Here is a 23,806-nt window from a genome sequence, read left to right on the forward strand (position 1 = left end):
CGGGTCGGCCGGTCCGTACCCGGTCAGGGGCGGGTCTGCCCGTGCAGCCAGGTCGAGTACTCCGGGTTGCCGCCCTCCACCCAGGTCACCAGCACCTCCGGCACCTCGTACGGGTGCGCGGCCCGTACCTGGTCGACGAGGGCCTCCACCCGGTCCGGGGCGGTCTTGAAGACCACCGTCCACTCCCGGGTGGTCTCCATCCGCGACTCCCACCAGTAGGTGCTGTCCACCGGCCCGGTCACCTGCGCGCATGCCGCCAGCCGGCCGGCGACCGCGGCGGCGGCGAGCACGTCCGCGACCGCCCGCGCGTCCACCACGGTCGTCACGATGCAGATCTGGTCCACGCCGGGCACCCTACGCTGGATCGCCGCCGCCACGATGTGCATCGACCCATTCGTCGATCCGTGCCCACCAGTCGAAGAGCCAGTCGATCCGCTCCTGGCGCTCCTTCGGCACCTCGTCCGGCGGTACGGACCAGAACCGCATCACGATCCGCTTGTCCATCGGCAGTTCCCGCCACACGTCGGCGACGGTGAGCATCCGGTCCAGCCCGGTGTGCGCGACGAAGATGACCCCGGCGTCGGGCGCGGCGTCCAGCGCGGCGAGCACCCCGCCGGGCTGCGGCGCGAGGACGTGCCGCATCGCCTCGGCCCGCTCCGCCATCTCGTCCAGGCCACGGGCCCGGAGCAGGTCGATCGCGCGGCGCCGCCGCCGGGGCGTGAAGTTGCCGCCCTCGGGGAAGATCACGAAGGCGTCGTTCTCGTCGAGGTTGCGGGCGAGGTGGCCGATCTGCTCGATCAGCGTCTCCCGGGGCGGGCCGACCTGCTCGGTCGGGCCGACCCGGGCCTGCCGGCGGTGCCGGGGCGCGATGAACCGGTTGGGCAGCCGGTTGAGCAGTACGTCGACCGCCGGATCCCACTGGAGGGTGTCCTTCAGCACGATCCTCGGTTCCCGCTTGAACCAGTTGACCAGCGCGTGGATCAGGATGAACGAGTCACCCGGCCCGGCGTGCCGGCAGAGCACCAGCTCGGGGCGGCCGGGCAGCGCCGTGTCCGGGTCGGTGCCGACGACGTCGATGCGCAGCCGCAGCGTCCACCGGGCCTGCCAGAACAGCACGGTGAGAAACCATCCGGCGAGTACGTAGTGCGCGCGCTGGAAGGCCGGGGAGCGCTTGTACCAGCCGAAGCCGGAGCCGAGCCAGAGCCCGAACATCGCGACCAGCGCGGTGGCGTCCCAGACCAGGTAGACGATCCCGACCCAGAGCACCCGGAGCGGGCGCAGGTAGCCGGGGACGAGTGGCGAGGCCGCCGCGGCGATGATCAGCCAGACCGGCAGCGTCGTCACCACGAGTACGGCGAGCAGCACCGTCCCCGGAGCGAGTACGGCTCGCCGGACCCACCTCGGCGGCAACGGCATCAGCCGGCGCCCAGGTGTTCGCTGAGATAGCGCCGGGACGCCGTGTACGCCCGGCTGATCCGCCGACCCACCGCCGCCATGTCCCGGTACGCCCACGGGGTGTCGTCCCGGGGGCCCAGCCCGCCGGTCGGCAGCACGTGCACGTCCACGTCGTCCGGCAGCGCCGCCATCTCCCGGGCGAACCGGTGCCGCCGAGCGATCTCGAAGGCCACCTGGGCGATCTCCCACGGTCGGCGGGGCGGGCTCAACGGCCGCTCGATCCGGCCGACCTGGAGCACGAAGATCTGCGTGGCGCCCGCTTGGACCGCCTCGCCGATCGGGATCGAGTTGACGATCCCGCCGTCGACGAAGTGCTCACCGTCGATCCGGGCCGGCGGCAGCAGCCCGGGTACCGACGCCGAGGCGAGCACCGCCGGCACCAGCGGGCCGGTGCCGAACCAGTGCTCGGCGGCCCGCTCGATGCTCGCCGCACAGCACCGGAACGGCACCTTGAGATCCGCGAACGTGGTGTGCTCGCCGAGTTCGGCCTCCAGCAACCGGCGCAGCGGGCGCGGCGAGTGCAGGTGGGTCCGGGCGGCGAACCGGCGCAGTTGCCGGGCGATCGAGTCGCCGTACACCTCGCTCGCCTCGGGCGAGGCCCAGAGCCGGACCAGCCGGTCGGTGACCGCCTCGGACGGGTCGGCCGCGACCAGTGCGCCGTTCACCGCCCCGATCGAGGTGCCGAGCACCAGATCCGGGTGGATGCCGGCCCGGAACAGCGCCCGCAACATGCCGACCTCGACGGCGCCGAGCACGCCGCCACCGCCGAGTACGAACGCCACCGGACCGCTGACCATGCCGTTCATCCTGGCACGGGCCGCCCACCCCGAGCCGCCGGCCCGGGGTGGCCGCTGCCTGCGTCGACGACCGTTCGGCGCATCGGAGGTACCGTCCGTCGATGCGTGCGGCCGACCGTGGGTGGATGTGGTCACCCGTGGCGTTCCCGGACGGCATGTCGTGACAAACCTGGGTGTGTCCGGCTGTTGGTCCGTCGTTGACAGGAGGTATCCGGTCACGGAGCCTGATACGACCCCCACACAGCCTGATGCGACCCCCGACTTTGCAGGCAGGTGCGACCGACAATGGCAGCGTTGCAGGCAGGCGGCCTGCTCGCCCGCAGGTATCGGCTCATCGACCGGATCGGCGCCGGCGGTATGTCGGTGATCTGGCGGGCCCGGGACGAGGTGCTCGACCGGGTGGTGGCGGTGAAGGTGCTCGCCGCGTCACTCGCCGCCGACGCGAAGTTCCGGGAGATGGTCCGCGAGGAGGCCCGGTCCGCCGCACAGCTCGTACATCCGCACGTCACCGCCGTGCACGACTACGGCGAGACCCTGGGGCCGGACGGCGGGATCACCGCCTTCGTGGTGATGGAACTGCTGACCGGCGAGGAGTTGAAGGCGGAACTCACCGCCGGCCCGTTGCCCTGGCAGACGGCGGTGGAGATCTGCGCCCAGGTGGCCGAGGCGCTGGCCGCCGCACACCGGCTGGGCATCGTGCACCGGGACATCACCCCGGCCAACATCATGATGACCGCGACCGGCGCCAAGCTGCTCGACTTCGGCATCGCCACCCAGGTCGGCGCCCCGGACGAGGACGAGGACGGCGAGACGTTCGGCACTCCGGCGTACGTCGCGCCGGAACGGCTGGACGGGCTTCCGGCCCAGCCGGCGACGGACACGTACTCGCTGGGGGTACTGCTGCACGAGACCCTGACCGGCCGGGTGCCCTTCCCGGCCGACACCTGGGAGGAACTGAGCCGGGCGCTGGAGGCGGGGACGGAGCCGACGCTGGCCGGCGTACCCGATCTGCCGCCACCGGTGGCGGACGTCTGCCTGCGCTGCCTGGCCCGCGATCCGGTCGAGCGGCCGACGGCCGCGCAGGTCGGCGAGGTGCTGCGCCACCAACTGCTGGCCGCCGATCCGCGACGTGTCATGCCGTCCCACACCCGGCCCGGCGCGGTCCCGGCGGCCGTGCCCGTGCCGTCGCCGGCCACCGGGACGCTGTCAGCGGCGCCTCTCACCGCGACGGCGCACCCGCTGCCGCCAACGGCGGTGCAGCCGACGGCGGCGGTGCAGGCGGCGCCGGTGGATGCGACAGCGGAGATGTCGTCGGCGGCCGCGACAGCGCCCCCGACGCCGGTGGACGCGACAGCGCACGGGACGCCGGTGGGCGTGACAGCCCACGGGACGACGACGGATGCGACGGTGCACGCGGCGGCTGCGGACGCGACGGGGCAGGCGACGGCGGTGGGCGGGACGGCGCATCCGACGTCCGCGGAGGCGCGTCCGACGGGACTGCGGGACGCTGCCGCCGCAGTCCAGCCAGCCAGCGCGCCGCCGCAGCGCGATCCTGGGGCGTGGCAGGGCGATCCGGGGACGTGGCAGGGCGATTCGGGGGCTCGGCCGGAGTCGCAATCGCCGGTCCAGCCGGTGGCGCCGGGCGGGCCGCAGGTGGCTGCTCCGGAGGATCGACCCGGGACGGGCCCGGAGCGGCCGGCCCCGCCGTCCGACCGGACGGGTCCGGCCGGCGTGCCAACCCGGCCCGGCCGAGTATTGCTGGTCGCCGCCGCCGTGCTGGTCGCGCTCACCGCCACCGTCGTGATCGTCTCCACGCTCGGGGACGGCCCGGGGTCGCGGCCGACGACCGGGGCGCCGACCGCCGGGCCGGACGGGACGTCGCGGCCGAGCCCGACCGGCAGTCCGGCGCCCGGAGTGCCGACGGCCGGGCCGCCGTCCACGCCGGCCCCGGGCGGGCAACCGGATGCGGAGGACAATCCCAACATCCCGCCGCCGCCGATCAGCGAGGTCATGTCCCAGCTCTACCGGATCGTCGACGACGGGGTGGCGACGAACGAGATCCGCGACCACGCCGGGGTGGACCTGCGCAACCAGCTCCGCAACCTCCGGGCCGACTCGGGCGGCGCGACGGCGGACCTGGCCGGTCAGGTGTCGCTGCTGCGCGACAAGGTCACGGTCCGGCGCGACGAGGGCTCGATCTCACCCGAGTACGCCGACCTGCTCGACGCCGCCCTGGTCCGGCTGGCCAGGGCGGTGTGAACCCGGGTCTGCGCCGAAACCGGTGGTACGCCGACCCGACGCTCTGGCACGCTGCCCACCATGGTCGCCAGTACGCCGCCGCCCCGCACCGTCGACGAACTCCGTACGCTGCTCTCCGGCGGCGCCCGGCCGAAGTACCTCTTCTTCTGGGGGCACCAGCCGGGGCGGGTCGGGGCGACCGGATCCGGCTGCCTGAGCCAGTGGTGGCCGTCGTCCCCGTTCGTCGTCGACGACGTCCGGTACGCCACCGCCGAGCACTTCATGATGGCCGGCAAGGCCCGGCTGTTCGGCGACACCACGATCGCCGAGCAGATTCTCCGGGCACCCACCCCGGGCGCGGCCAAGGCGCTCGGCCAGCGGGTACGCGGCTTCGACCAGGCGCGCTGGGACGAGTACCGGTTCGACCTGGTCGTGGCGGGCAACGTGGCGAAGTTCGGCCAGCACCCCGACCTGCGCGACTATCTACTCGGCAGCGGCGACCGGATCCTCGTCGAGGCAAGTCCGATCGACCGGATCTGGGGGATCGGGCTCGCCGCCGACGATCCCCTGGCCGCCGACCCGGCCCGGTGGCGCGGGCTCAACCTGCTCGGGTTCGCGCTGATGTGGGCCCGGCACCAGCTCGCGGACACGACCGCGCCGACACGACCGAGCTGACACCGCCGCGCCGGCACCGCCGAACTGGCACCGCTGCGCTGACACGCCGAGCTGACGCCGCTGCGGCCGACCGGACCGGCCGGAGCGTACGGACCGGCCGAGGTCGGTGCCGCTCGTGGTGTGTGGTCCGGCCCGGCCCGGTCAACCCAGCCGGATCCGGTCGCCGGAGGTGTCGAAGAGCAACAGTTGATCCAGGTCGACGGCGAGCGTGATCGGCTCTCCGACCCGGGGCAGCACCGGCATCGGTACCCGGATCACCACCGCACCAGCGTCGGCCGGTTCGCCACGAAGTTCCGGGTCGTACACGGGATAGAAGCCGTACTCGGTGCGGGCTGTGGCGGGTGGCTGTTCCGGCCGGGGGTGCGGGATCATCCGGGCCAGCCGGTCCCGCACCGGATGCCCGGCCGGCAGGTCGTCGGCGAGCAGTTCGGACAGGTGCTGTCCGCTGGTCGGCTGCTCCAGGCTGGCCTGTCCCGACGGGGTCGGCACCGTACCGGTCGTCACCCGTACCAGCGCCTCGTGACCGAGGTTCTCGACCGAGCGGACCACACCCCGCAACACCGGCGCCGGGCCGGACGGGTCCGGCACCGGGCTGAGCGCGTCGGCCCGCAGTACGCAGGTGACCCGCTCGGTGTGCCGTTCGCGCAGCGGGCGTACCCGGGGATCCCCGGGCGGCAGCTCGATCAGTTGCGATCCGAGGTCGAGCAGCACACCACCGTCGGGCGCGTAGATGGCGGCCTGGAGCAGGTTGGCCCGGGGCGTACCGAGGAAGGCGGCGACGAAGAGGGTCCGCGGATCCCGGTAGACCTCGCCCGGCGGCCCGATCTGCTGGAGCCTCCCCCGGCGCAGCACCGCGACCCGGTCGGCCATGGTCATCGCCTCGACCTGGTCGTGCGTCACGTAGAGGGTGGTCATCTCCAGTCGCCGGGCCAGGGCTGCCACCTCGGTACGCAGCTCGGCGCGGAGCCCCGCGTCCACATTGGAGAGCGGCTCGTCGAGCAGGAAGGCCCGGGACTCCCCCGCCATCGCCCGCGCCATCGCCACCCGCTGCCGCTGCCCACCGGAGAGCTGCCCCGGCCTCCGGTCGAGCAGGCCGGTGATGCCGAGCTGGTCGGCGATCTCGGCAACCCGGGCAGAGGCGGCGGCCGGGGAGTCCGGGCCGAGGCTCAACGGGAAGCGGATGTTCTCGGCGACCGTCAGATGTGGATAGAGCGCGTAGTCCTGGAAGACCATCGACAGTTGCCGGTTGGGGCCCGGCCCGGCCCGTACCGGCTCGCCGTCGATCAGCACCCGGCCGCTGGTCGGCTCCTCCAGCCCGGCCACCAGCCGCAGGATCGTCGACTTGCCGCAGCCGGTCGGGCCGAGCAGGGTGACGAACTCCCCCGAGCCGACCTCGATGCTCACGCCGTCCACCGCGACGGTGCCGTCGGGAAACACCTTCGTCAGCCGGTCGGTGGCGATGCTGACCACGGCGACCACCCCTCACTGACTGCTGTCGGTGGGCGGCGGCTCGGCCCGTACCGTCCGGTCCATCCAACCGTCGCCGTCGTCGTCGTACATCCGCTTCTCGAAGAAGCCGTCGCGGTTCTTGTCGTACTCGCTGATGTCGACCAGCCCGTCGGCGTCCAGGTCGTGCCCCACGAAGTCGGTACGACCGTCCCGGTCGAGGTCGACCAGGATGTCCACCCCACCGTCGGCCCGGCCCTGCAACGTGTGCCGATCCCACTCCCCGTCGCCGTCGACGTCCACCCGGGTCCGGTAACCCTCCGGTACCGCCGGCCTGCCCTCCGTACCGGAGAGTGGTTCGGCCGGTCCGAAGCCCACCTCGGCCGGCGGCCCCGCCTCGGGGGCGGACCCGAACCCGACCTCGGCCGCCGGCCCGAACCCGACCTCGGCGTCGGCCAACGCGGCGGCGAGCCCGTCGTCCGGATCGGCCAGTGCGCCGGCCAGCCCGCCCGCCGGTTGCGCCAGCGCCCCGTCGGTGGCCGACCCGATCTCCCGGCCGATCTCGTCGCCGAGGCCGGTCAGCCCACCCACCGGTACGCCGGCACTCCCCGGCCCGACCGGCACGGCACAGCCCGGCGCCTCGACGAACGGTGGTACGCCCGGACCGGGATCGGCCGCCGCCCCGAAGCCCTGTACCAGCCCCGCTCCGGCGGCACCGGAACTCCCGGCCGGTCCGAGGCCGGCGGTGCCGATCTCGCCGACTCCGGGCAACGCGCCGGCCAGCCCGGCGAGCGGGGTGAACATGCCGAACAGGCTCGACTGGTTGGCCCGGGTCTCGACGCCGTGCTGACCGTCGGTGCCGCCACCGAGCTGGAGTTGGAGCAGCGCCAGCTCGTCCGCGTCGAGCCGATAGCCGGCCAGGGCGCCGACCGGATCCGCGGCGAGCGCGGCGGCGAACGCCGGATCGGTGACCAGCCGTTCCAGTACGTCGTCGAAGTCACTCACGGTCGCCTCCTCCGCGCGCCGGGCGTTCCCAGGCTATCCGCGCACCGCCACCAACAAAGCCCCGGCGGCCGGACGGCGACGGCTCAGTCCAACTCCGGCATCGGCACCGGTTGCGGGCGGGGCCGACAGGTGCCGCACTGGAGGGCGTCCTCCACCACCAGTCCCTCGGCCCGGCCGCGCGCCTCCGAACGGTGCACCTGCAACAGGTACGGGCCGAACCGGGCGTGGTCCTCGCAGACGCCGCGCCCGCAGAACCGGCACCCGCCCCGCGCCGCCTTCGGACAGAACCAACAGAGCACTAGGAACTCCTCACGATGGTGCCGCCGCACGCTTCCAGGGTGATCGTCAACTCGCTGCCCGACGGGTTTCCGGCGGCGTCCACGGCCTGGATGTCGACACGGACGGGCCCGCCGCCGTTGTTCGCCCGGGTGTAGGGAACGACGACGTCGCCCTGGAACGACGCGCCCGACCGTTCGAGCTGCACCGAGCCGCCCTCGCCCGCACCGAAGGACCAGCTCGCGGAGACCTTGATCTCGGCGGCCGGCGTGACGTTGTCGGCCACCGAGCCACCGATCGTGGCGACGCCGTTGCCCGAGCACGACGGCCGGGAGATGCTGGTCGGCTTCGCGAAGACGCCGGAGAAGGTCGGCCCGACGGTGTCCCTGGGCGGTGTGGTCGGTGCGGCGGTGGTGGGTGGGGGTGTGGTGCGGGGTGGGGTACGCGGCGGACCGGTGGTGGTCGGGGTGGTGCCCGGCGTACTGGCGGTCTGGGTCGGGGTGCTGCCCGGAGTGCTCGGCGTCGGCCCGGGGGTACTCGGCGACGCGGTCGGGGACGGGGACGGCGTCGGCAGACCGGGGGTCGTCGACTCCGGGTCGCCCGGGGTACCGGTCGGGGAGGATCCGGTGCCGTCCGGCGTCGTACCGGCACCGCAGGCCAGTGGGCGGCGGTCTTCCGGCTGGCGTACCCCGGTGACCCGTACCTCGCCGGTGGCGACCTCGATGCCCCGGGGCCAGGCGGCGTACCGGGCGGCTCCACGGTTGCTGATCCCGCCGCCGGTCCGGTCCACCAGCAGCGACAGCGGCGCGAAGGCGCTGCTCGGGCTCTCGGTGTCGGCGAGCATCCGACCGGTGTGCAGGGTCAGCCGGCCGTGCGGGTCGACCGTCCGCCCCCCGTCGCTCCAGAGTGGACCGAGCACCGCCCGGGAGCCGGCGCAGAACACCGCCGTGCCGCCACCCCGGAAGGTGAGTACGGCACGGGACCGGGCCGGTACCCGGATCTGGTCGCCCTCCGAGACGTAGAGCCGGTCCCCCTCGGCCAGCCACACGCTCCGGCCGTGCACGGTCGCCTCGACCCGACCGGAGTCGGCGGCGAGCAGTGCCCGGTCGTCGGGCATCTCCGCCCAGGCCGGGCCGGGGATCAGGTTGCTCGCCGCGCTGAGCAGGGCCAGCAGCAGGAGGAGCAGGACCAGCCACCAGAGTTTCCGCTCGAACCGACGGTCGACGTCGGGGTCCGCGCCGGGCGGGGGCGGTCCGGGTGGCGCGGCCAGCGGCGGATAACCCCCGTCGGGATGTACGCCGACCCGGGGCGCACTGCCCGGGGTAGCACGCTCGGGTGCCGGGGGCGTCGCGCCCGGGGTACCGAAGAGCAGCGGCAGGCCGGTGACCGCCGGCAGGGCCCAGACCCGGACCGGCGTACGGGCGGTGGCCACCGTGCCCGGCTCGCCCTCCCCGGCGGGGCCGATCAGGGTCCCCCGGCGGAGTTGGGTGCCGTCCGGCAGCTCGATCACCCCGGACTCCACCACCACCGCGTCGTTCGCCCCGGCGAGCACGATCGGCTCACCGGCGGCAACCGTCGACACCAGGGCTCCGGCGACCAGCCCCAACCGGTCCTCCGGGCTCAGCCCGCGCAGCGCCGGCGCCTCGGCGAAGAGCGCCTCGGCCTCGGCCCGATCGGCGGGTGGCGGACCGGGCAGCGGCCCGACCCCGGCGACCACCGCCGAGGTCGGCAGTCCCAACAGGACGGTCCCGGCGGTGTGCCAGTCGAGGGCCGCCGGGGCCCCGGTGAGCGCGCTGGCCAGCCCGATCACCCCACCCGGGCCGAGCCGCTGCCGGACCAGGCCGCCCGGGTCGCCGGGCCGCCGACCCTCCATCGCGCCGTCCACCACCAGGAAGACGGTCGACTGCGCGGCCCCGGCGAAGACCAGGTGCTCTCCGGTACGCGGGCGCACCCAGCGCGCTCGCTGGGCCAGCTCGGTCAGGGTCGCCTCGGGCAGCCGGCCCAGCGGCGAACTCCGCAGCGCGTCCAGTCGACGGGGCAGGTCCAGCCGCTGCCGCCGCTCCGCCCAGCGGGCCCTTACCCGCCGGACCCGTCGGGCGAGCCAGCCGGCGGTGAGGTAGACCAGCGGGGCGGCCAGGCCGGCGACCACGGCGACCAGCAGCAGCCGGGCCGGCCAGCCGGACCGCCACAGTCCGAGTACCAGCCCGCCGACCCGATCGGTCCAGATCCGCCAGCCGAGGTTCACCGCGATGACCAGCCAGAGCACGGCCAGGGTGCCGTACAGGGCGACGATCCGGCCCTCCCGGTCCAGTTGCGCCCAGCTCGGCGGCCGGCGGCGCAGCCGGGCCAGCACGTACGACAGACCACGGGCGCGCAGGTTGGGGATCTCCAACCAGTCCATCAGCAGGTAGTAGCCGTCGAGTGCGAGGAACGGGTTGAGGTTGAACAGCGCGTTCAGATACCAGGCGAAGGCGAGCTTGAACGTCCACGGCGCCCACTCCGGCACCAGCAGGCCGACGAGCTGGGCGAGACCGGCCAGGATCAGCCCGGCCGCCGGACCCGCCGCCGTGGTGAGCATCCGGGCCCGGCGACCGGCCATCCAGACGTCGGTGGTGTCGACGAAGACCGACGGGATGCCGAAGTAGACCAGGAAGCCGGCGGCTGGTACCCGCCGACCGGCGTGCTTGGTGGCGAGCGCGTGACCCAGCTCGTGGCAGGCCAGCGCGAACACGTTCAACCCGACCAGCACCGCCGCGCCGACCGCGTACGAGCCGTCGGTGAGGAAGAGCGACTGGTCGCCGGCCCACCACGTCCAGCCGAACAGCAGCAGCCCGGCGACCGCCACCGCGCCGAGCAGCCCGGCGGCGACCCGGGTGAAGAGCAGCCGTCCGCCGGCCCGGTAGGCGAGGTCGACCAGCCAGTCGACGTCGGCCACCACCGTGCGCTGCCCCTTGGCGGCGGCCACCAGCCCCCGGCCGAGCCGCAGCGGCCAGGGCCGGCGGTGTACCCGGTCCAGCGGCCGGAACGCGTCCACCGGCAACTCGGCCAGCATCCGGTTGCCGGCCAGGTCGGCGACGACCCGGGTGACCTGGTCCGGGGCGAGCCGGCCGGCGATCCGGGCGAACTCGGCGACCAGCCGGGCGACGGTTCGGGAGCCGTCCATCAGCTCGGCGAGCCGCCACTCCTCGGGGGAGAGTCGCAGATAGCAGGCGTCACCCCGGGAATCCGGCGAGCGGAGCATGACGTAGGAGACGCCGCGTACCGAGACCAGCTCGGCGCGCTCGATGCCGGGGCGGAGCACCGGGCGGGCCCGGGCCGGGTTCAGCCGCTCGACGACGGCGGTCCACAGCCCCGAGTCGGCCGGGCCGAGCGGACTGCCCGGAGCACGGCCGGCCAGCGCCTCCCAGACGCTCACCCGGCTCTCGACGACGGCCACCGACCCCTGCCCTCCGCGTCCCGCTGCGGCATGCAGAGTAAGGCCCGATCCCACCCTCACGCGCTCGCGTCCACTACCCGACGCAGAGCGTGGCTGACGTCGTACCCGAAATCAAGCGGTCGCCCGCGACGGTGGCCGAACGGGCGGGTGTCACCAGGCGACGGTCGGCGCCGACGCCGGCCGGACCGGTGATTCGAGGCCCGGCTCGACGAAGCTCCGGTAGACCCGCTCGTAGTCCTCGGCCATCCGCTCGGCGGAGAACTCCCGGCGCACGTGTGCCACGCAGGCGGCCGGGTCGAGCCGGGACACCTCGCGCAGCGCCGGCCCCAGCTCGGCCGGGTCGTCGCAGATCAGCCCGGTCTCGCCGTGCCGGACCAGCTCCGGCACGGCTCCCCGGTCGAGCGCCACCACCGGGGTACCGGTGGCCATCGCCTCCACCATCACCATGCCGAACGGCTCCTCCCAGCGGATCGGCATGATCAGGCAGCGGGCGGCGAGCATCAGCCGCACCGTCGCGTCCCGGTCCGGGTTGCGCAGCACCGTCACGTCCGGCCCGAGCATCGGCTCGACGACCTGTTCGAGATAGCGGCGCTCGGACCGCTCGTCGCACTTGCCGGCCAGCACCAGCGGCAGGCCGGCCGCCCGGCACGCCTCGATGGCCAGGTCCGGGCCCTTGTCGGCGCTGAACCGGGCGAGCCAGAGCACCGGGCCCATCCCCGGGGCCGACTTGGTCACCAGGTTGCCGGTCGCGATCCCGTTGTGCACTGTGGCGACCCAGGGCAGCTCCGGAGCCAGCCGGCGCTGGGTGTGCGAGATGGCCACCAGTCCGACCTTCGGGTCGACGTCGGCGAGTACCTCCCGCAACTCGCCGGTCGGCTTGCCGTGCACCGTGGCGACCGTCGGCACCGACCGGTGGGCGGCGTACGGGCCGACGGTGGTGTGGTCGTGCACGATGTCGAACGACTCCGGCGAGATCATCCGGTTGACCCGGGTCAGGTGGGCCAACTCCGGCAGGGTCTGGCCCAGCCGATGGTGCTGCAACTCCGGTACGGTCCCGACGAAGTGCGCCGCGGTGCCCGTCCCGGTACCCGCGCCGAAGAGGGTCACCTCGTGCCCCTTGGCCGCCAGTCCGTCGACCAGGGCCGAGCAGACCTGCTCCAGTCCGCCGTAGCCGGGCGGGGGCAGCTCGTACCAGGGCGGGACGACCATCGCGATCCGCAGCGGGCGCTCCGGCCGCGCCGGCTCGGACGGGTTCGTACTCACGGAGGCGTCCTCCCTCGCGACGCGGCCGACACGGATCAGGTCGCGAGGCGCAGCCGCATCTCGACCTCGCCCACCCCGGGCGCGGCCCAGGCCACCCGTTCCGCCTCCTCCCGCTCCAGCCACGACCGCACCTCGCCGGTGAGCACCACGGTCCCCTCGTCGACCTCGATCTCGATCAGGTCGGCGTCGATGTCGATCCGCCGGGCGAGAGCGCTCCGGATGTCCCGCTTGAGGTCCTCCTCGCGCAGGTCGCCGACGGGCTGCACGGCGACCAGGTTCGTCACCCCGCGTACCCCGGTCAGCCGGCGTAGGGCCCGCTCGGCGGCGCGCTTCTGGTCTCCCCGCTCGACCTCGCCGCGCAGCGTCAGCCAGCCGTTGGCGGCGGTCACCTCGATCCGGCCGATCGGCACGAAGGCGTCCCACTCCAGCGCCCGGCTCGCCGCCGTCGCGATGTCGGTGTCGGTGCGCTCGGCCGTACCCGACAGGCGTACCTCGATGTCGTTGGCGACCGCCCGGTTGCCCCGGATCCGGTGCGCGATCCGCTCCGCGGCCCACTTCTTCGCGTAGCTGTCCACCCAGCCGGTCAGGGTCACGATGCCGCCGGAGACCGACACGCCGACCTCGCTGGCCCGTACCCGGGCGTCCCAGGCCAGCTCGGCCAGGACGTCGCGCTGGATGTCGGTGTCGCTGCGCGCCATGGTCGCGGTACTCATCGGCCGCTCCTCCCCGGGTGCTCGCGGTCGTCGGCCGGCGGCCGGATCGGTCCTGCCAGGCCAACCCCGATATTCGCCCTGGTCGGGGTGAGCCAGGCTCACCCCGACCAGGTGAAGCGGGACCGGGCCGCACAGCGCGGGAAAGGAGGAGCGGCGGGCGACCTGACCAACCCCCTTGGTCATGTCGCCCGCCGCTCTGGGGAGGAGGCTTACTTCCGTCGTGCGGAAGGTCTGCCCGGAAGCGTACGGTCGCTCTTTCCTTACGACGTTTCGGCGAGCGTCACGGTTGCCGTCTTTTCGACTCCGTTTCGGGTGTACGTCACCTGCACCTGGTCACCCACCTTGCCGGCCTGTACGGCCCCGACCAGATCGTCAGCATCGCCGACCTTCGTGTCGCCGAACTGGGTGACCACGTCGCCCTGCTGGAGACCGGCCTTGGCGGCCGGGCTGTCCGGCACGACCCCGCCGATCAGCGCCCCGCCGTTCTCGGCCGGGCTGACCTGGACCCCGAGCGACGGGTGGCTGACCTTCTCGCCGCGCTGGAGCGCCTCGGCGACCGCGGTCGCCTTGTTGCTCGGGATGGCGAAGCCGACACCGATGTTGCCGCTGCCCTGACCGGCGGTGAGGATCGCGGTGTTGATGCCGATCACCTCCGCGTTGGTGTTGACCAGCGCGCCGCCGGAGTTGCCCGGGTTGATCGGGGCGTCGGTCTGCAACAGCCCGGAGATCGAGCTGGCGCCGCCCTGCTGCTGCGGCTGCTCGAACGGGTTCTGCTGCTCGCCCTCGCTACCGGCCCGGATGGTCCGGTCCCGGGCGCTGATGATGCCGGCGGTCACCGACCCCTGGAGGCCGAGCGGGCTGCCCAGCGCCAGGACCTGGTCGCCGACCTGCATCGCGTCGCTGTCGCCGAACTTCGCGGGGGTCAACCCGGAGACCCCCTCGGCCTTCACCACGGCCAGGTCGGTCTTCGGGTCGGTGCCGGTGACCTTCGCGTCGACGTTCTTGCCGTCGGCGAAGAACACCTTGACGGTACCGCCGTTCGCGGCGGCCACCACGTGGTTGTTGGTCAGCACGAAGCCGTCGGCGCTCATCACCACGCCCGAGCCCTCGGTGTTGCCGGTGCTGATCGACACCACGCTGTCCTGCACCTGGGCGGCGATCTTCGGCAGGTCGGCCGAGTTGATCACGGGGGCCGCCGAGTAGGTCCGGTTGGTCACCGTCGGCGAGTCGTCCAGGGCCGTCGCGATCGCCCCGCCGGCCAGGCCGGAGCCGACCATCAGAGCCAGCGCGGCCACACCGATCGCCGCCGCCCGGCCGACCCGGCCCGGGCCGGAGGACGAGGGTGCCGGAGTGCCCGGGGTGGCCCAGGGCGGCGGCACCGGGCCGCCGAGGTGCGGTGGCTGGGGCGGCGCCCCGGCACCGGGATGCCCCGGCGTCCAGGGCGACTGGGGCTGACCACCCGTCGGTACCTGCCACGGGCTGTTGCCGGCCTGCGCCGGAACGCCACCGGTCCGGCCGGTCGGCGGCATGCTGTACGGCTGACCGGAGGCGGGCGCCGCGCCGTACTGGCCGGTGCCGTAGGGCTGCCCGGTGGTGGGGGCGGCGGCGTGGGGGTTGCCGCCGTAGGGCTGTCCGGAGGCTGGCGTACCACCGTAGGGCTGGCCCGAGGCCGGCGCTCCCGCGTACGGCTGGCCGGAGGCCGGCACCCCGCTGTAGGGCTGCTCGGCGCTCGGCCGCGCCGCTCCGTACGCCCCGGCACCGTACGCTTCGGCGGCGGCGGGCGGTACGGCGGTCGACGACTCGGACCGCTCGCCGGCCGGGGTGCCGTCCGAGGCACCGGTGGCGGCGAAGCTGGCGGTCGAGCCGGTGTAGCCGGCGGGACTGGCGGCGGCCGGGTCGGCCGGGTCGGCGGTGGAAGCGCCGGAGTCGGACTGCCCGCGATCGTCGCGCGGCAGCTCGGCGGTGGGGTGCGAGTGCTCGCGGTCGGCGGTCACCGGCCGCCGCTGCGGGTCGGTCTCGAAGTCGCTCATGTCCTTACCTTGCCCCCTCGCTCTGCGACCTACCTTGAGTCCGCCTGGATATTGGCTGAGAATCACTCTACGTCGATTGATTCGGCAATCTCCGGATCCTCGGAGACCTCCGGTGCGCGCGGCAGCCGGACCCGGAAGGTCGCACCGCCGCCCGGGGTGTCGACCACCTCGACGCTGCCGTTGTGCCCCGCCACCAGGGCCGCGACGATGGCCAGCCCGAGCCCGGTACTGACCCCGCCACCCGCCGCTCGGGTACGCGCGGCGTCCGCCCGGTAGAACCGCTCGAAGACCCGCTCGGCCTGCTCCGGCGATAGCCCCGGACCGGTGTCGGCGACCTCGATCACCGCATCGTCCCGCTCGGCCCGTACCCGCAGCGTCACCGCCGCCGTCGGCGGGGTGTGGGTGAGCGCGTTGGTCATCAGGTTGCCGAGCACCTGCCGCAGCCGGGCGTCGTCGCCGAGTACCACCAGGGAGCCGGCCCCCGGCTCGATCTCCAGGCTGATGGAGCGGTCCGGCGCGACCACCTTGGCGGCCTGCACCGCGTCGCTGGCCAGCACCGACAGCTCCACCGGCGCCAGGGTGAGCGGCCGTTCCCGGTCGAGCCGGGCCAGCAGCAGCAGGTCCTCGACGAGCAGCCCCATCCGGGCCGCCTCGTCCTCGATCCGGCGGATCAGCCGGGCGGTGTCCTCGGGCGACCCGGCGGCACCCTGCCGGTAGAGCTCGGCGAAGCCCCGAATGGTGGTCAGCGGGGTACGCAGTTCGTGCGAGGCGTCCGCGATGAACTGCCGCATCCGCTCCTCGGAGCGCAGCGCCCGGGACTCGGACGCCTGGGCGGCGAGCGCGGCGTTGCGGGCCGCCGTCGCCGCGCTGCGGGCGTTCGTCTCGGCCGCCCGGGCGGCCGACTCCGAGGCGGCCCGCGCGGTGAAGGCCACCTCGATCTGGCTGAGCATCGCGTTCAACGCCCGGGAGAGCCGGCCGAGTTCGGTTTTCGCCTCCGCCTCACCCGGCTCGGGATCGGGTATCCGTCTGGAGAGGTCGCCGCCGGCGATGGCGGCCGTGGTCCGCTCGATCTCCACGAGCGGTTTCAGACTGGTACGCACGATCGCCGCCCCCGCCGCGGCAAGCGTGATCAACACCGAGCCGCCGACGAGTACGTCGATCCAGATCAGTTCCTTGACCGCCAGGTCGACGTCGGTCAGGTGCTGCCCGACCGCCAGGAAGGTGCCGCTCGGCCACTGCACGACCATCATCCGCCAGCGGAACCTGTGGTCGGTCGACGAGACGGTGAAGAAGTCGCCCCCGGCGTGCTGCTCGTACCAGTTGGCGTCGTTGAGCGCGGGCAGGTTGTTCTCGTTCAGCGTCCGGTCGTAGAGCGGGTTGAAGATGCCGACCTCCCGGTCGGCCCGCACGATCAGGTAGTCGGTCGGCAGCGCGCTGCGGCCGGCCGCCACGTCTTCGTAGAGGCGCTGGACCTGCTGCGCGTCCGCGTCCCGGGCGAAGCTCGCCAGTTCGTCGTCGATCCGGCCGACCAGATAGCTGCGCAGGAAGAAGGCGGTCATCACGCTGATCACCACCAGCGCGGCGGCGACCAGCACGAGCACGGAGGCGACCAGTTTGACCCGTAGCGGCGTGGCGCGGAGCCGCCCCTTCAGCGGCAGGGCGACATTCACGCCGCCGGCTTGCGGAGCACGTAACCGACCCCGCGCAGGGTGTGGATCAGCCGGGGCTGGGTGGTGTCGATCTTGCGCCGCAGGTAGGAGATGTAGGACTCCACGATGTTGTCGTCGCCCCGGAAGTCGTAGTTCCAGACGTGGTCCAGGATCTGCGCCTTGGAGAGCACCCGGTTGGCGTTGAGCATCAGGTAGCGCAGCAGCTTGAACTCGGTAGGCGAGAGCTGCACCCGCTTGCCGGCCCGGTGCACCTCGTGGGTCTCCTCGTCCAGTTCCAGGTCGGCGAAGGTGAGCCGGGACGGCGCGTGCTCGCCGGTCGCGGTACGCCGCAGCACCGCCCGGATCCGCGCGGTCAGCTCCTCCAGGCTGAACGGCTTGGTGACGTAGTCGTCCCCGCCCAGGGTCAGCCCCCGGATCTTGTCGTCGGTCGCGTCCCTGGCGGTGAGGAAGACCACCGGGGTACGCGTGCCGCCCTCGCGGAGCAGCCGGATCACCTCGAAGCCGTCGAGGTCGGGCAGCATGACGTCGAGCACGACCAGGTCGGGTCGCCGCTCCTTCGCCGCGCTGACCGCCGCGCTTCCACTGGTGGCGGTGGCCACGTCGAAGCCGGCGAAGCGCAGGCTGGCGGAGAGCAGCTCGAGAATGTTCGGATCGTCCTCGACGACGAGTAGCCGTGCCTCGCTCTGCGTTGTCGCTGCCATCTGGCCATCATCCGCGCCTCCGCTGCGGCTCGGCTGAGCATCCCCTGAAAACTTTCTGAGAGCACCTCGGCCCGCATTGCACCCGCGACGGCACCACCCGCCGCCCGGTGAGCGGAACAGCCGGCGGAGTCAGCGGGACCCGTGCTGCCGTCGGCCAAGTCGACGGCGACGGCGCGACCCGGCGGGTCAGCAGGACAGCCGGCGCAGTCGACGGGGTCAGCGGAGCAGCCGGCGCAACCCGTCCAGCGCCCCGTGCAGCACCCGGGCCGCCGTACGCAACTGGGCCTCGGTGAACCGGCCGCTGCGGGCCAGCGCCCGTACCTCGGTCACGAAGAGCAGCAGTTGCCGGTCGAACTCGGCAGCCGGATCATCGGCGTCCCCCTGCGCCGCCGACCAGCCGCCCGGCGCCTGTTCCCCGGCACGCGCCCCCGCCGACCAGCCGCCCGGGGTCTGCTCCCCGGCACCTGCCCCGGCCGACCAGCCGCCGCCGGCCGCTCCGTCACCCGCCGCCGCCCCTGGGGATGCCGCCTCCGGGGCGGATCTCCGGTCACCCCGGCGGGTCTCCCGGACGGCGGCCCGCAGCTCCTGCTTCAGGTCCCGCACCGAGCCGCGTACCTCGGAGCGGATCTCACCGGCCAGCTTCGCCAGGTCGGAGACCGAAGCCCGGATCTCCGACTCCAGGCTGGTCACCTCGTCGGCCCGCTGCCGCAGCTCGGCCCGGCCCGCCTCGGTGATCTGGTAGACCTTCCGGCCGCCGACGGCGTCGTGCGTGACCAGCCCCTCGGCCTCCAACCGGGCAAGGCGGGGATAGATGGTACCGGCGCTCGGCGCGTACAGGCCGAGGAAGCGCTCCTCCAGCAGCCGGATCAGCTCGTAGCCGTGTTTCGGGCCGTCGTCCAGGAGTTTGAGCAGATAGAGCCGGAGCCGGCCGTGGCCGAACACCGTCGTCATCTCGTCCTCACTCCGCCGACCGCCGGGCCAGCAGCACGATGCTTCCGGACATGGTGGTCGCGCGGAGACTACCGCCCCCGGCGCCGAGGGTCCCCCGGCGGTCGCTCGCCCAGCTCGGCACGGCGCCCGGTTCGAGTTGGGGGAAGTCGGTGGTGATCTGCCCCGATGTGGTGTGCAGGTGCACGTCGAGGTCGCTCTCCTCGGGCACCCGTACGGTCACGCTGCCCGTGGTCGCGCCGAGTTGGATCTCGCTCCGGCCCGGGTTGCCGAGGTCACAGGTGATCGCCCCGGAAACCGTACTGGCCCGGACCCGTTCGGCGGTCCCCCCGGCCAGGATCAGCTCACCGGAGACCGTCTCCATGGTCAGGTCGCCGGAGACGCCGAGCGCCTCCACCGGCCCCGAGACCAGCCGCGCACTGGTCTGTCCCGCGAGCCCCATCAGGGTGACCTGGCCGGCCGTCACGTCCACCTCGGTCGTCTCGGCCAGCCCGGAGGCGACCACCGCGCCCTCGTGCAGCCGCAGGTCCACCCGCACCCGCGCCGGTACGCCGATCGAGATCTCGGGCCCGGCGGCCAGCCCGAACCGGCGCAGCAGGAAGGTCCAGTTCCGGAAGGTCCAGTTCCGGAACGTCCGGTGCCGGACGGACAACGTGCCGTCCCGGTGCTCGACGACCAGGCGCTGCCGGTCGGTCCGGGTGATCTCGATCCGGGCCGGGCCGTCAGTGCCGACCACGTTGACCCGGCCGGAGTTGAGCCGGACGACGAGCCGGACGACCGGTTCGGTGAGGGTCAGCCGGCGCGGCCTGTCCACGGTCCAGCTCGGCATGGCGACTCCCCGGGTACTGGCCGGTCCGGCCGACGGGAGCCGCAGGCACGGACGGCGGAGGTGCGTCCTGCCACGATAACGCGATACATCGCGTTTCCGGAACGCCCGTCCGGCCACCCGGGAGCGCAGTTCCGGAACGCCCGTCGGCCGACCCGGCAGCACCGGGCGTTTCCGGAACACCGGTCCGGCCGACCCGGGGAGCACCGTTCCGGAACGCCTCTCCGGGCGGCCCGGCGAGGGTGTCAGGCAGCCAGCTCCAGTGGTACCCCGCCGGCCGGACGCTCCGGCGGGGCCGTGGGACCGGTCGCGCGTACCGCCGACTCGGCCGCCGTGGCCAGCCGGCGCCGGTCCGTCGGACCGTCGGACCACGGCTCGTCGATCGCGGTCAGGGTCACCACCAGACCGCGCAGCGCCAGTACCCGGCGTACCGAGGTGTAGAGGCTCTCCTCGGCCAGGAAGGCCGCCGCCGTGGTGTCGGCGCCCCGGACCGCGCCGGCCGCCCGGCGTCGGGCAGGGAACGCGATGCGGTAGCCGAGGTGCACCGGCACCACCGGGGCCGCCGCGTCGACGGCGGCCTGGAACATCGCCGGACGGAACCGGACCGCCCAGCCACAGCTTCCGGTCGCCCGGGGCACGCCGCACCAGGTCGTACCCTCGGGAAAGACCGCGACCACCCCGTCGGCGCGCAGCACGTCCGCCACCTCGGCCACGGTCTGTGGCAGGGTGCGCGGCCGGGTCCGGTCGATGAAGATGGTGCCGCCGAGCGCCGCCAGCGGCCCGATCAGCGGCCAGTTCCGCACCTCGTGCTTTGCCAGCAGCCGGGCCGGGGTCACGGCGAGGATCGTCACCACGTCGAGCCAGGAGACGTGGTTGGCCACCAGCAGCGCCCGCCGCAGCGGCGGCCGGCCCCGCACGTCGAGCCGGATCCCACCGGCCCGCAACACGCTGCGGGCCCAGGCCCGCCCGGCGGCCTGCCGACCGGACCGGGGAAGTACCGGCAGCACCGGGAGCAGCACCCCGCCGAAGAGCAGGGCGCCGACCAGTGCCACCAGCCGACCCAGTTGGCGCGGTCCGGAGGCCCTCGGCGTCTGGCCCGGGTCGGGCAGGCAGGCCGGCCCGCAGATCGAGTGCGGCCGCCAGAGCGATCCACTGGCGTGCGCCGCCGCGAGCCGGTCCGGGGTGGTCGGGGTTCGGGTGTCCACCCGTCCGGGCCGGTCCGGGACCGTGCGGGTACGGGTGTCCACCGGTCCGGGCCGGTCCGGGACCGTGCGGGTACGGGTGTTCACTGGTCCGGGCCGAGGAAGTGCCGGCGGTACCGCTCGGGCATCCGGTCCATCGAGAGCAGCACGTAGAAGTCGGCGACGTCGAACTCCGGGTCGTACGCCGGCTCCCCGCAGACCCAGGCGCCCAGCCGCAGATAGCCGCGGAGCAGCGGCGGCATCGCCACCCGGCCACGGGCGGCGGCCGGCGCCCCGGGCGGTACCTCCGCCTCGGCGGTCGCCAGCGCGGCCACGCCGGCCGGTTCGGCCAGCCAGGGCCGGTGTGGCCGGACCCGCATCGGCGGCGGCGACAGGTGCCGACGTCGCACCTCCGACCAGACCCCGACCGCCGTCGCCCCGGCGTCGTCCAGCGGTACCGAGGTGCAGCCGGCGAGCCAGCGCAGACCGCGCAGTTGCAGGTAGCGGGCGATCCCCGCCCACATCAGGTTGATCACGGCACCGGTCCGGTGCGCCGGGTCGACGCAGGACCGGCCGATCTCGACCAGCTCGTCGCGCAGCGGGGCGAGCGGGGAGAGGTCGAACTCGCCCTCGGCGTACCGCCGGCCGGCCTGGGCGGCCCGGTCCGGCGTCAACATCCGGTACGTGCCGACCACCGCGCCCGACTCGTCCTCCCGGACGATCAGGTGCTCGCAGTACGGGTCGAACTCGTCGACGTCGAGTCCGGCCACCGGTGAGTCGAGCTTCGCGCCGAACTCTTCGACGAAGACGGCGTACCGGAGGCGCTGTGCGGCGGCAACCTGCGACGCGCTGTCGGCGATCAGCAGGGTGTATCCGCTGGTCCCGGTTTGTGCCGGGGCGGTGAGCAGAACGGCCATGGTCTCTGTGTAGGCCCCTGGACTGCCCTGGACGTGTCGACCGACGGCCGGTGGCGTGTCGATCCGGTGAACGGGATGTGGTATCGCCCGGCACGGCCGGCTTCGCGCGCCGCCCCGGCAGCGCGCCGTCCCCCGGCAGCTCGTCCGAGCTGGTAGATTCGCCCCTCCTCCCCAGATGCCGCGCGGCTCGTGCTGTAGGAGGACGGGCTCCTGCCCAGGTATGACGACCGGTTACGCAATCATCCTGATTGACCGCCATCCTGATTGACCGCGCGGCCCACAATGTCGACGCTGGGTGACGGCGTGGCCGGCAGGGCGGCGCCGCACGGAGGGGAGAGAGATGTCCGACGGGCGACTGAGCCCAACGGCCGGAAGTGGCCAGATAGTGGTCTCCGGCCTTACGAAGGTCTATCGCAATGTCCGGGCGGTCGACAATCTGTCGTTCACCGTCGCGCCGGGCCGGGTGACCGGCTTCCTGGGGCCGAACGGTGCCGGCAAGACGACCACGCTGCGGATGCTGCTCAACCTTGTCACGCCGACGGGGGGAACCGCGACGATCGGTGGCGCCCGCTACGCCGACCTGTCGCAGCCGATCCGGCACGTCGGTGCGGTGCTGGAGGCGTCGAGCGCGCACAAGGGCCGCACCGGGATCAACCACCTGCGGGTGACCTGCGCGGCGGCCGGGCTGCCGAAGCAGCGGGCCGACGAGGCGCTGGCGCTGGTGGGACTCACGCCGGCGGCCAAGCGGAAGTTCAAGGGTTACTCGCTCGGCATGAAGCAGCGGCTCGGGATCGCCGCCGCGATGCTCGGCGACCCCCAGGTGCTGATCCTCGACGAGCCGGCCAACGGGCTCGACCCGGAGGGCATCCGGTGGATGCGCGGTTTCCTCAAGGCACTGGCCGCTGAGGGGCGTACGGTGCTGGTCTCCAGCCACCTGCTCTCCGAGATGCAGTTGCTCGCCGACGACGTGGTGATCATCGCGGCCGGCAAGCTGGTCCGGCAGGGCCAGGTCGACGAGGTGGTCGGCTCGATGGCGCAGACGGGCCGGGTTCGGGTGCGGACCCCGCAGGGTGCGGAGCTGACCACGGCGTTGACCGGGAACGGTGCCCGGGTGACCCAGGGCGAGGACGGCGTACTGCTGATCGAGGGTACGGACGCTCCGGCGGTGGGCCGGGCCGCGCTGGCGGCAAAGGTCGAGCTGCACGAGCTGAGCACGGAGCGACCCGACCTCGAAGGGGTCTTCCTGGAGCTGACGGCCGGAAAGGCGGGGATCCGATGAACCTGGTCCGGTCCGAGCTGCTGAAGATCCGTACGACGAACACCTGGTGGGTCTTCGGGCTCATCACGCTGCCCCTCTGGGGCCTGACCCTGCTGATCAACTACTTCCAGTCCCAGGCCGTGCTCGACCCGGCCAGCGTCGGGGTGCCGGAGTCCGAGCAGAACGCGCAGTTCCAGGCGGCCGGGGAGCACGTCAACGTCGCGGCGAACCTCTACACCAACGGCCAGTTCTTCGGCGTGCTGATCGTGATGCTGCTGGGCGTACTGGTGGTGACGAACGAGTTCTTCCACCAGACCGCCACGACGACCTTCCTCACCACGCCGCACCGTACCGCCGTGGTGCTGGCGAAGCTGATCGCCGCCGGCATCCTCGGGCTGATCTTCTGGGTGGTCACCACCGGGCTCAACCTGATCTTCACCCCGCTGATCCTGGGCAGCCTGGACGTGTCGAGCCAACTCGGCGAGGGCGCGATCTGGCAGGCGATCGGCCTGAACGGGCTGGCGTACCTGCTCTGGGCGATCTTCGGGATCGGGTTCGGGGTGCTGATCCGCAGCCAGATCGGTGCCACCGTCACGGCGCTGCTGGTCTACCTGGCCGGCTACATCGGGGCGATCATCGTGTTGGCGATCCTGGCCGACCGGTTCGGCGACTGGATCAACAACCTTCAGTTGATCGTCCCGTCGCTGGCGTCCCAGTTGATGGCGACCGGCACCGACCTGCCGGGCAGCCCACCCCGCTGGGCAGGCGCGGCGGTCATGGTCGCGTACGCCGTGGTGACCGGCACGATCGGCACGTTGATCATGCGCAAGCGGGACGTTTCCTGACCCTGCGGACAGCGTCGTCGGGTCGTCGGAACCCGGTCGGGGTCAGTGGCCCCGGCCGGGTTTCGGCGTTACCGAACGGCCGACAACTCGCAAAACCTGTGAAACGCGACACGGGCCCGATGCGAC

Annotated in this window: 20 protein-coding genes; 4 read left to right on the forward strand and 16 right to left on the reverse strand. The window is 73.4% G+C overall.

Annotation, left to right across the window (positions count from 1 at the left end; genetic code table 11):
• Positions 1-23: 23 nt before the first annotated feature.
• The 3 genes from cutA to Pma05_RS20350 are packed head-to-tail and all read right to left on the reverse strand — an operon-like array spanning position 24 to position 2,252.
• On the reverse strand, positions 24-344 hold the full coding sequence (gene cutA / locus Pma05_RS20340; protein ID WP_203859009.1) for a divalent-cation tolerance protein CutA: 321 nt from the start codon (positions 342-344) through the stop codon (positions 24-26).
• 10 nt (positions 345-354) lie between these two features.
• Positions 355-1,416 carry a 1-acyl-sn-glycerol-3-phosphate acyltransferase gene (locus Pma05_RS20345; RefSeq protein WP_203859010.1) on the reverse strand — a complete coding sequence of 354 codons (1,062 nt, stop codon included), beginning with the start codon at positions 1,414-1,416 and terminating at the stop codon, positions 355-357.
• Positions 1,416-2,252 carry a patatin-like phospholipase family protein gene (locus Pma05_RS20350; protein WP_203859011.1) on the reverse strand — a complete coding sequence of 279 codons (837 nt, stop codon included), beginning with the start codon at positions 2,250-2,252 and terminating at the stop codon, positions 1,416-1,418. The genes Pma05_RS20345 and Pma05_RS20350 overlap by 1 nt, the downstream gene beginning before the upstream one ends.
• A 285-nt stretch (positions 2,253-2,537) precedes the next feature.
• Here Pma05_RS20350 and Pma05_RS42635 point away from each other — a divergent pair, with 285 nt between their 5' ends.
• Positions 2,538-4,511, forward strand: a complete 1,974-nt coding sequence (locus Pma05_RS42635; RefSeq protein WP_239312706.1) for a serine/threonine-protein kinase — start codon at positions 2,538-2,540, stop codon at positions 4,509-4,511.
• A 60-nt stretch (positions 4,512-4,571) separates the two neighbouring features.
• The gene (gene ybiA, locus Pma05_RS20360; protein WP_203859012.1) at positions 4,572-5,165 is read left to right on the forward strand and encodes a riboflavin biosynthesis intermediates N-glycosidase; all 594 of its coding nucleotides are present in this window, start codon (positions 4,572-4,574) and stop codon (positions 5,163-5,165) included.
• 141 nt (positions 5,166-5,306) lie between these two features.
• Here ybiA and Pma05_RS20365 read toward each other — a convergent pair whose 3' ends face one another.
• From Pma05_RS20365 to Pma05_RS20425, 13 genes are all read right to left on the reverse strand, one after another.
• Positions 5,307-6,635, reverse strand: a complete 1,329-nt coding sequence (locus tag Pma05_RS20365; RefSeq protein WP_203859013.1) for an ABC transporter ATP-binding protein — start codon at positions 6,633-6,635, stop codon at positions 5,307-5,309.
• 12 nt (positions 6,636-6,647) lie between these two features.
• Entirely contained in the window at positions 6,648-7,616 is a 969-nt protein-coding gene (locus Pma05_RS20370) for a hypothetical protein (protein ID WP_203859014.1), read from the reverse strand.
• A gap of 83 nt (positions 7,617-7,699) precedes the next feature.
• On the reverse strand, positions 7,700-7,915 hold the full coding sequence (locus Pma05_RS20375) for a hypothetical protein (RefSeq protein ID WP_130464803.1): 216 nt from the start codon (positions 7,913-7,915) through the stop codon (positions 7,700-7,702).
• Positions 7,915-11,328, reverse strand: coding sequence for a cyclic nucleotide-binding protein (locus Pma05_RS43510; protein ID WP_203859015.1), 3,414 nt, complete (start codon positions 11,326-11,328; stop codon positions 7,915-7,917). Before Pma05_RS43510 ends, Pma05_RS20375 begins: the two co-directional genes overlap by 1 nt.
• 150 nt (positions 11,329-11,478) lie before the next feature.
• Entirely contained in the window at positions 11,479-12,537 is a 1,059-nt protein-coding gene (locus tag Pma05_RS20385; protein ID WP_203859061.1) for a glycosyltransferase family 4 protein, read from the reverse strand.
• A gap of 89 nt (positions 12,538-12,626) precedes the next feature.
• A complete protein-coding gene (locus tag Pma05_RS20390) occupies positions 12,627-13,304 on the reverse strand; it encodes a BON domain-containing protein (protein ID WP_203859016.1) in 678 nt (225 codons plus the stop codon).
• A gap of 260 nt (positions 13,305-13,564) precedes the next feature.
• Positions 13,565-15,334, reverse strand: a complete 1,770-nt coding sequence (locus Pma05_RS20395; protein WP_203859017.1) for a S1C family serine protease — start codon at positions 15,332-15,334, stop codon at positions 13,565-13,567.
• 62 nt (positions 15,335-15,396) lie between these two features.
• A complete protein-coding gene (locus Pma05_RS20400) occupies positions 15,397-17,004 on the reverse strand; it encodes a sensor histidine kinase (protein WP_239312709.1) in 1,608 nt (535 codons plus the stop codon).
• Positions 17,001-17,705, reverse strand: a complete 705-nt coding sequence (locus Pma05_RS20405; RefSeq protein ID WP_101369786.1) for a response regulator transcription factor — start codon at positions 17,703-17,705, stop codon at positions 17,001-17,003. The genes Pma05_RS20400 and Pma05_RS20405 overlap by 4 nt, the downstream gene beginning before the upstream one ends.
• A gap of 216 nt (positions 17,706-17,921) precedes the next feature.
• Positions 17,922-18,656 carry a PadR family transcriptional regulator gene (locus Pma05_RS20410; RefSeq protein WP_203859018.1) on the reverse strand — a complete coding sequence of 245 codons (735 nt, stop codon included), beginning with the start codon at positions 18,654-18,656 and terminating at the stop codon, positions 17,922-17,924.
• Between the two features lie 7 nt (positions 18,657-18,663).
• On the reverse strand, positions 18,664-19,482 hold the full coding sequence (locus Pma05_RS20415; protein WP_203859019.1) for a DUF4097 family beta strand repeat-containing protein: 819 nt from the start codon (positions 19,480-19,482) through the stop codon (positions 18,664-18,666).
• Positions 19,483-19,724: 242 nt separating this feature from the next.
• Positions 19,725-20,684: a lysophospholipid acyltransferase family protein gene (locus Pma05_RS20420; protein WP_203859063.1), complete on the reverse strand. Its 960-nt coding sequence runs from the start codon at positions 20,682-20,684 to the stop codon at positions 19,725-19,727.
• An 80-nt stretch (positions 20,685-20,764) separates the two neighbouring features.
• Positions 20,765-21,577 (reverse strand): GNAT family N-acetyltransferase, encoded by an 813-nt coding sequence (locus tag Pma05_RS20425; protein WP_203859020.1) that lies wholly within the window; start codon positions 21,575-21,577, stop codon positions 20,765-20,767.
• 340 nt (positions 21,578-21,917) lie between these two features.
• Here Pma05_RS20425 and Pma05_RS20430 point away from each other — a divergent pair, with 340 nt between their 5' ends.
• Together Pma05_RS20430 and Pma05_RS20435 are read left to right on the forward strand one after the other, a co-directional pair.
• Complete coding sequence (locus Pma05_RS20430) at positions 21,918-22,856, forward strand: ABC transporter ATP-binding protein (protein ID WP_203859021.1); 939 nt, start codon at positions 21,918-21,920, stop codon at positions 22,854-22,856.
• Entirely contained in the window at positions 22,853-23,680 is an 828-nt protein-coding gene (locus tag Pma05_RS20435; protein WP_203859022.1) for a DUF2705 family protein, read from the forward strand. The genes Pma05_RS20430 and Pma05_RS20435 overlap by 4 nt, the downstream gene beginning before the upstream one ends.
• The last annotated feature ends 126 nt before the right edge of the window (positions 23,681-23,806 follow it).

The organism is Plantactinospora mayteni, from assembly GCF_016862935.1.
GTDB classification, from domain to species: Bacteria; Actinomycetota; Actinomycetes; order Mycobacteriales; family Micromonosporaceae; genus Plantactinospora; species Plantactinospora mayteni.

What these genes read in the sequence shown, in the direction of transcription:
- Pma05_RS20345 (WP_203859010.1), bottom strand. Translation starts at nt 1,416, where the DNA reads ATGCCGTTGCCGCCGAGGTGGGTCCGGCGAGCCGTACTCGCTCCGGGG.
- Pma05_RS20350 (WP_203859011.1), bottom strand. Translation starts at nt 2,252, where the DNA reads ATGGTCAGCGGTCCGGTGGCGTTCGTACTCGGCGGTGGCGGCGTGCTC.
- Pma05_RS42635 (WP_239312706.1), top strand. Translation starts at nt 2,538, where the DNA reads ATGGCAGCGTTGCAGGCAGGCGGCCTGCTCGCCCGCAGGTATCGGCTC.
- ybiA (WP_203859012.1), top strand. Translation starts at nt 4,572, where the DNA reads ATGGTCGCCAGTACGCCGCCGCCCCGCACCGTCGACGAACTCCGTACG.
- Pma05_RS20385 (WP_203859061.1), bottom strand. Translation starts at nt 12,537, where the DNA reads ATGGTCGTCCCGCCCTGGTACGAGCTGCCCCCGCCCGGCTACGGCGGA.
- Pma05_RS20390 (WP_203859016.1), bottom strand. Translation starts at nt 13,304, where the DNA reads ATGAGTACCGCGACCATGGCGCGCAGCGACACCGACATCCAGCGCGAC.
- Pma05_RS20395 (WP_203859017.1), bottom strand. Translation starts at nt 15,334, where the DNA reads ATGAGCGACTTCGAGACCGACCCGCAGCGGCGGCCGGTGACCGCCGAC.
- Pma05_RS20405 (WP_101369786.1), bottom strand. Translation starts at nt 17,705, where the DNA reads ATGGCAGCGACAACGCAGAGCGAGGCACGGCTACTCGTCGTCGAGGAC.
- Pma05_RS20410 (WP_203859018.1), bottom strand. Translation starts at nt 18,656, where the DNA reads ATGACGACGGTGTTCGGCCACGGCCGGCTCCGGCTCTATCTGCTCAAA.
- Pma05_RS20415 (WP_203859019.1), bottom strand. Translation starts at nt 19,482, where the DNA reads ATGCCGAGCTGGACCGTGGACAGGCCGCGCCGGCTGACCCTCACCGAA.
- Pma05_RS20425 (WP_203859020.1), bottom strand. Translation starts at nt 21,577, where the DNA reads ATGGCCGTTCTGCTCACCGCCCCGGCACAAACCGGGACCAGCGGATAC.
- Pma05_RS20430 (WP_203859021.1), top strand. Translation starts at nt 21,918, where the DNA reads ATGTCCGACGGGCGACTGAGCCCAACGGCCGGAAGTGGCCAGATAGTG.
- Pma05_RS20435 (WP_203859022.1), top strand. Translation starts at nt 22,853, where the DNA reads ATGAACCTGGTCCGGTCCGAGCTGCTGAAGATCCGTACGACGAACACC.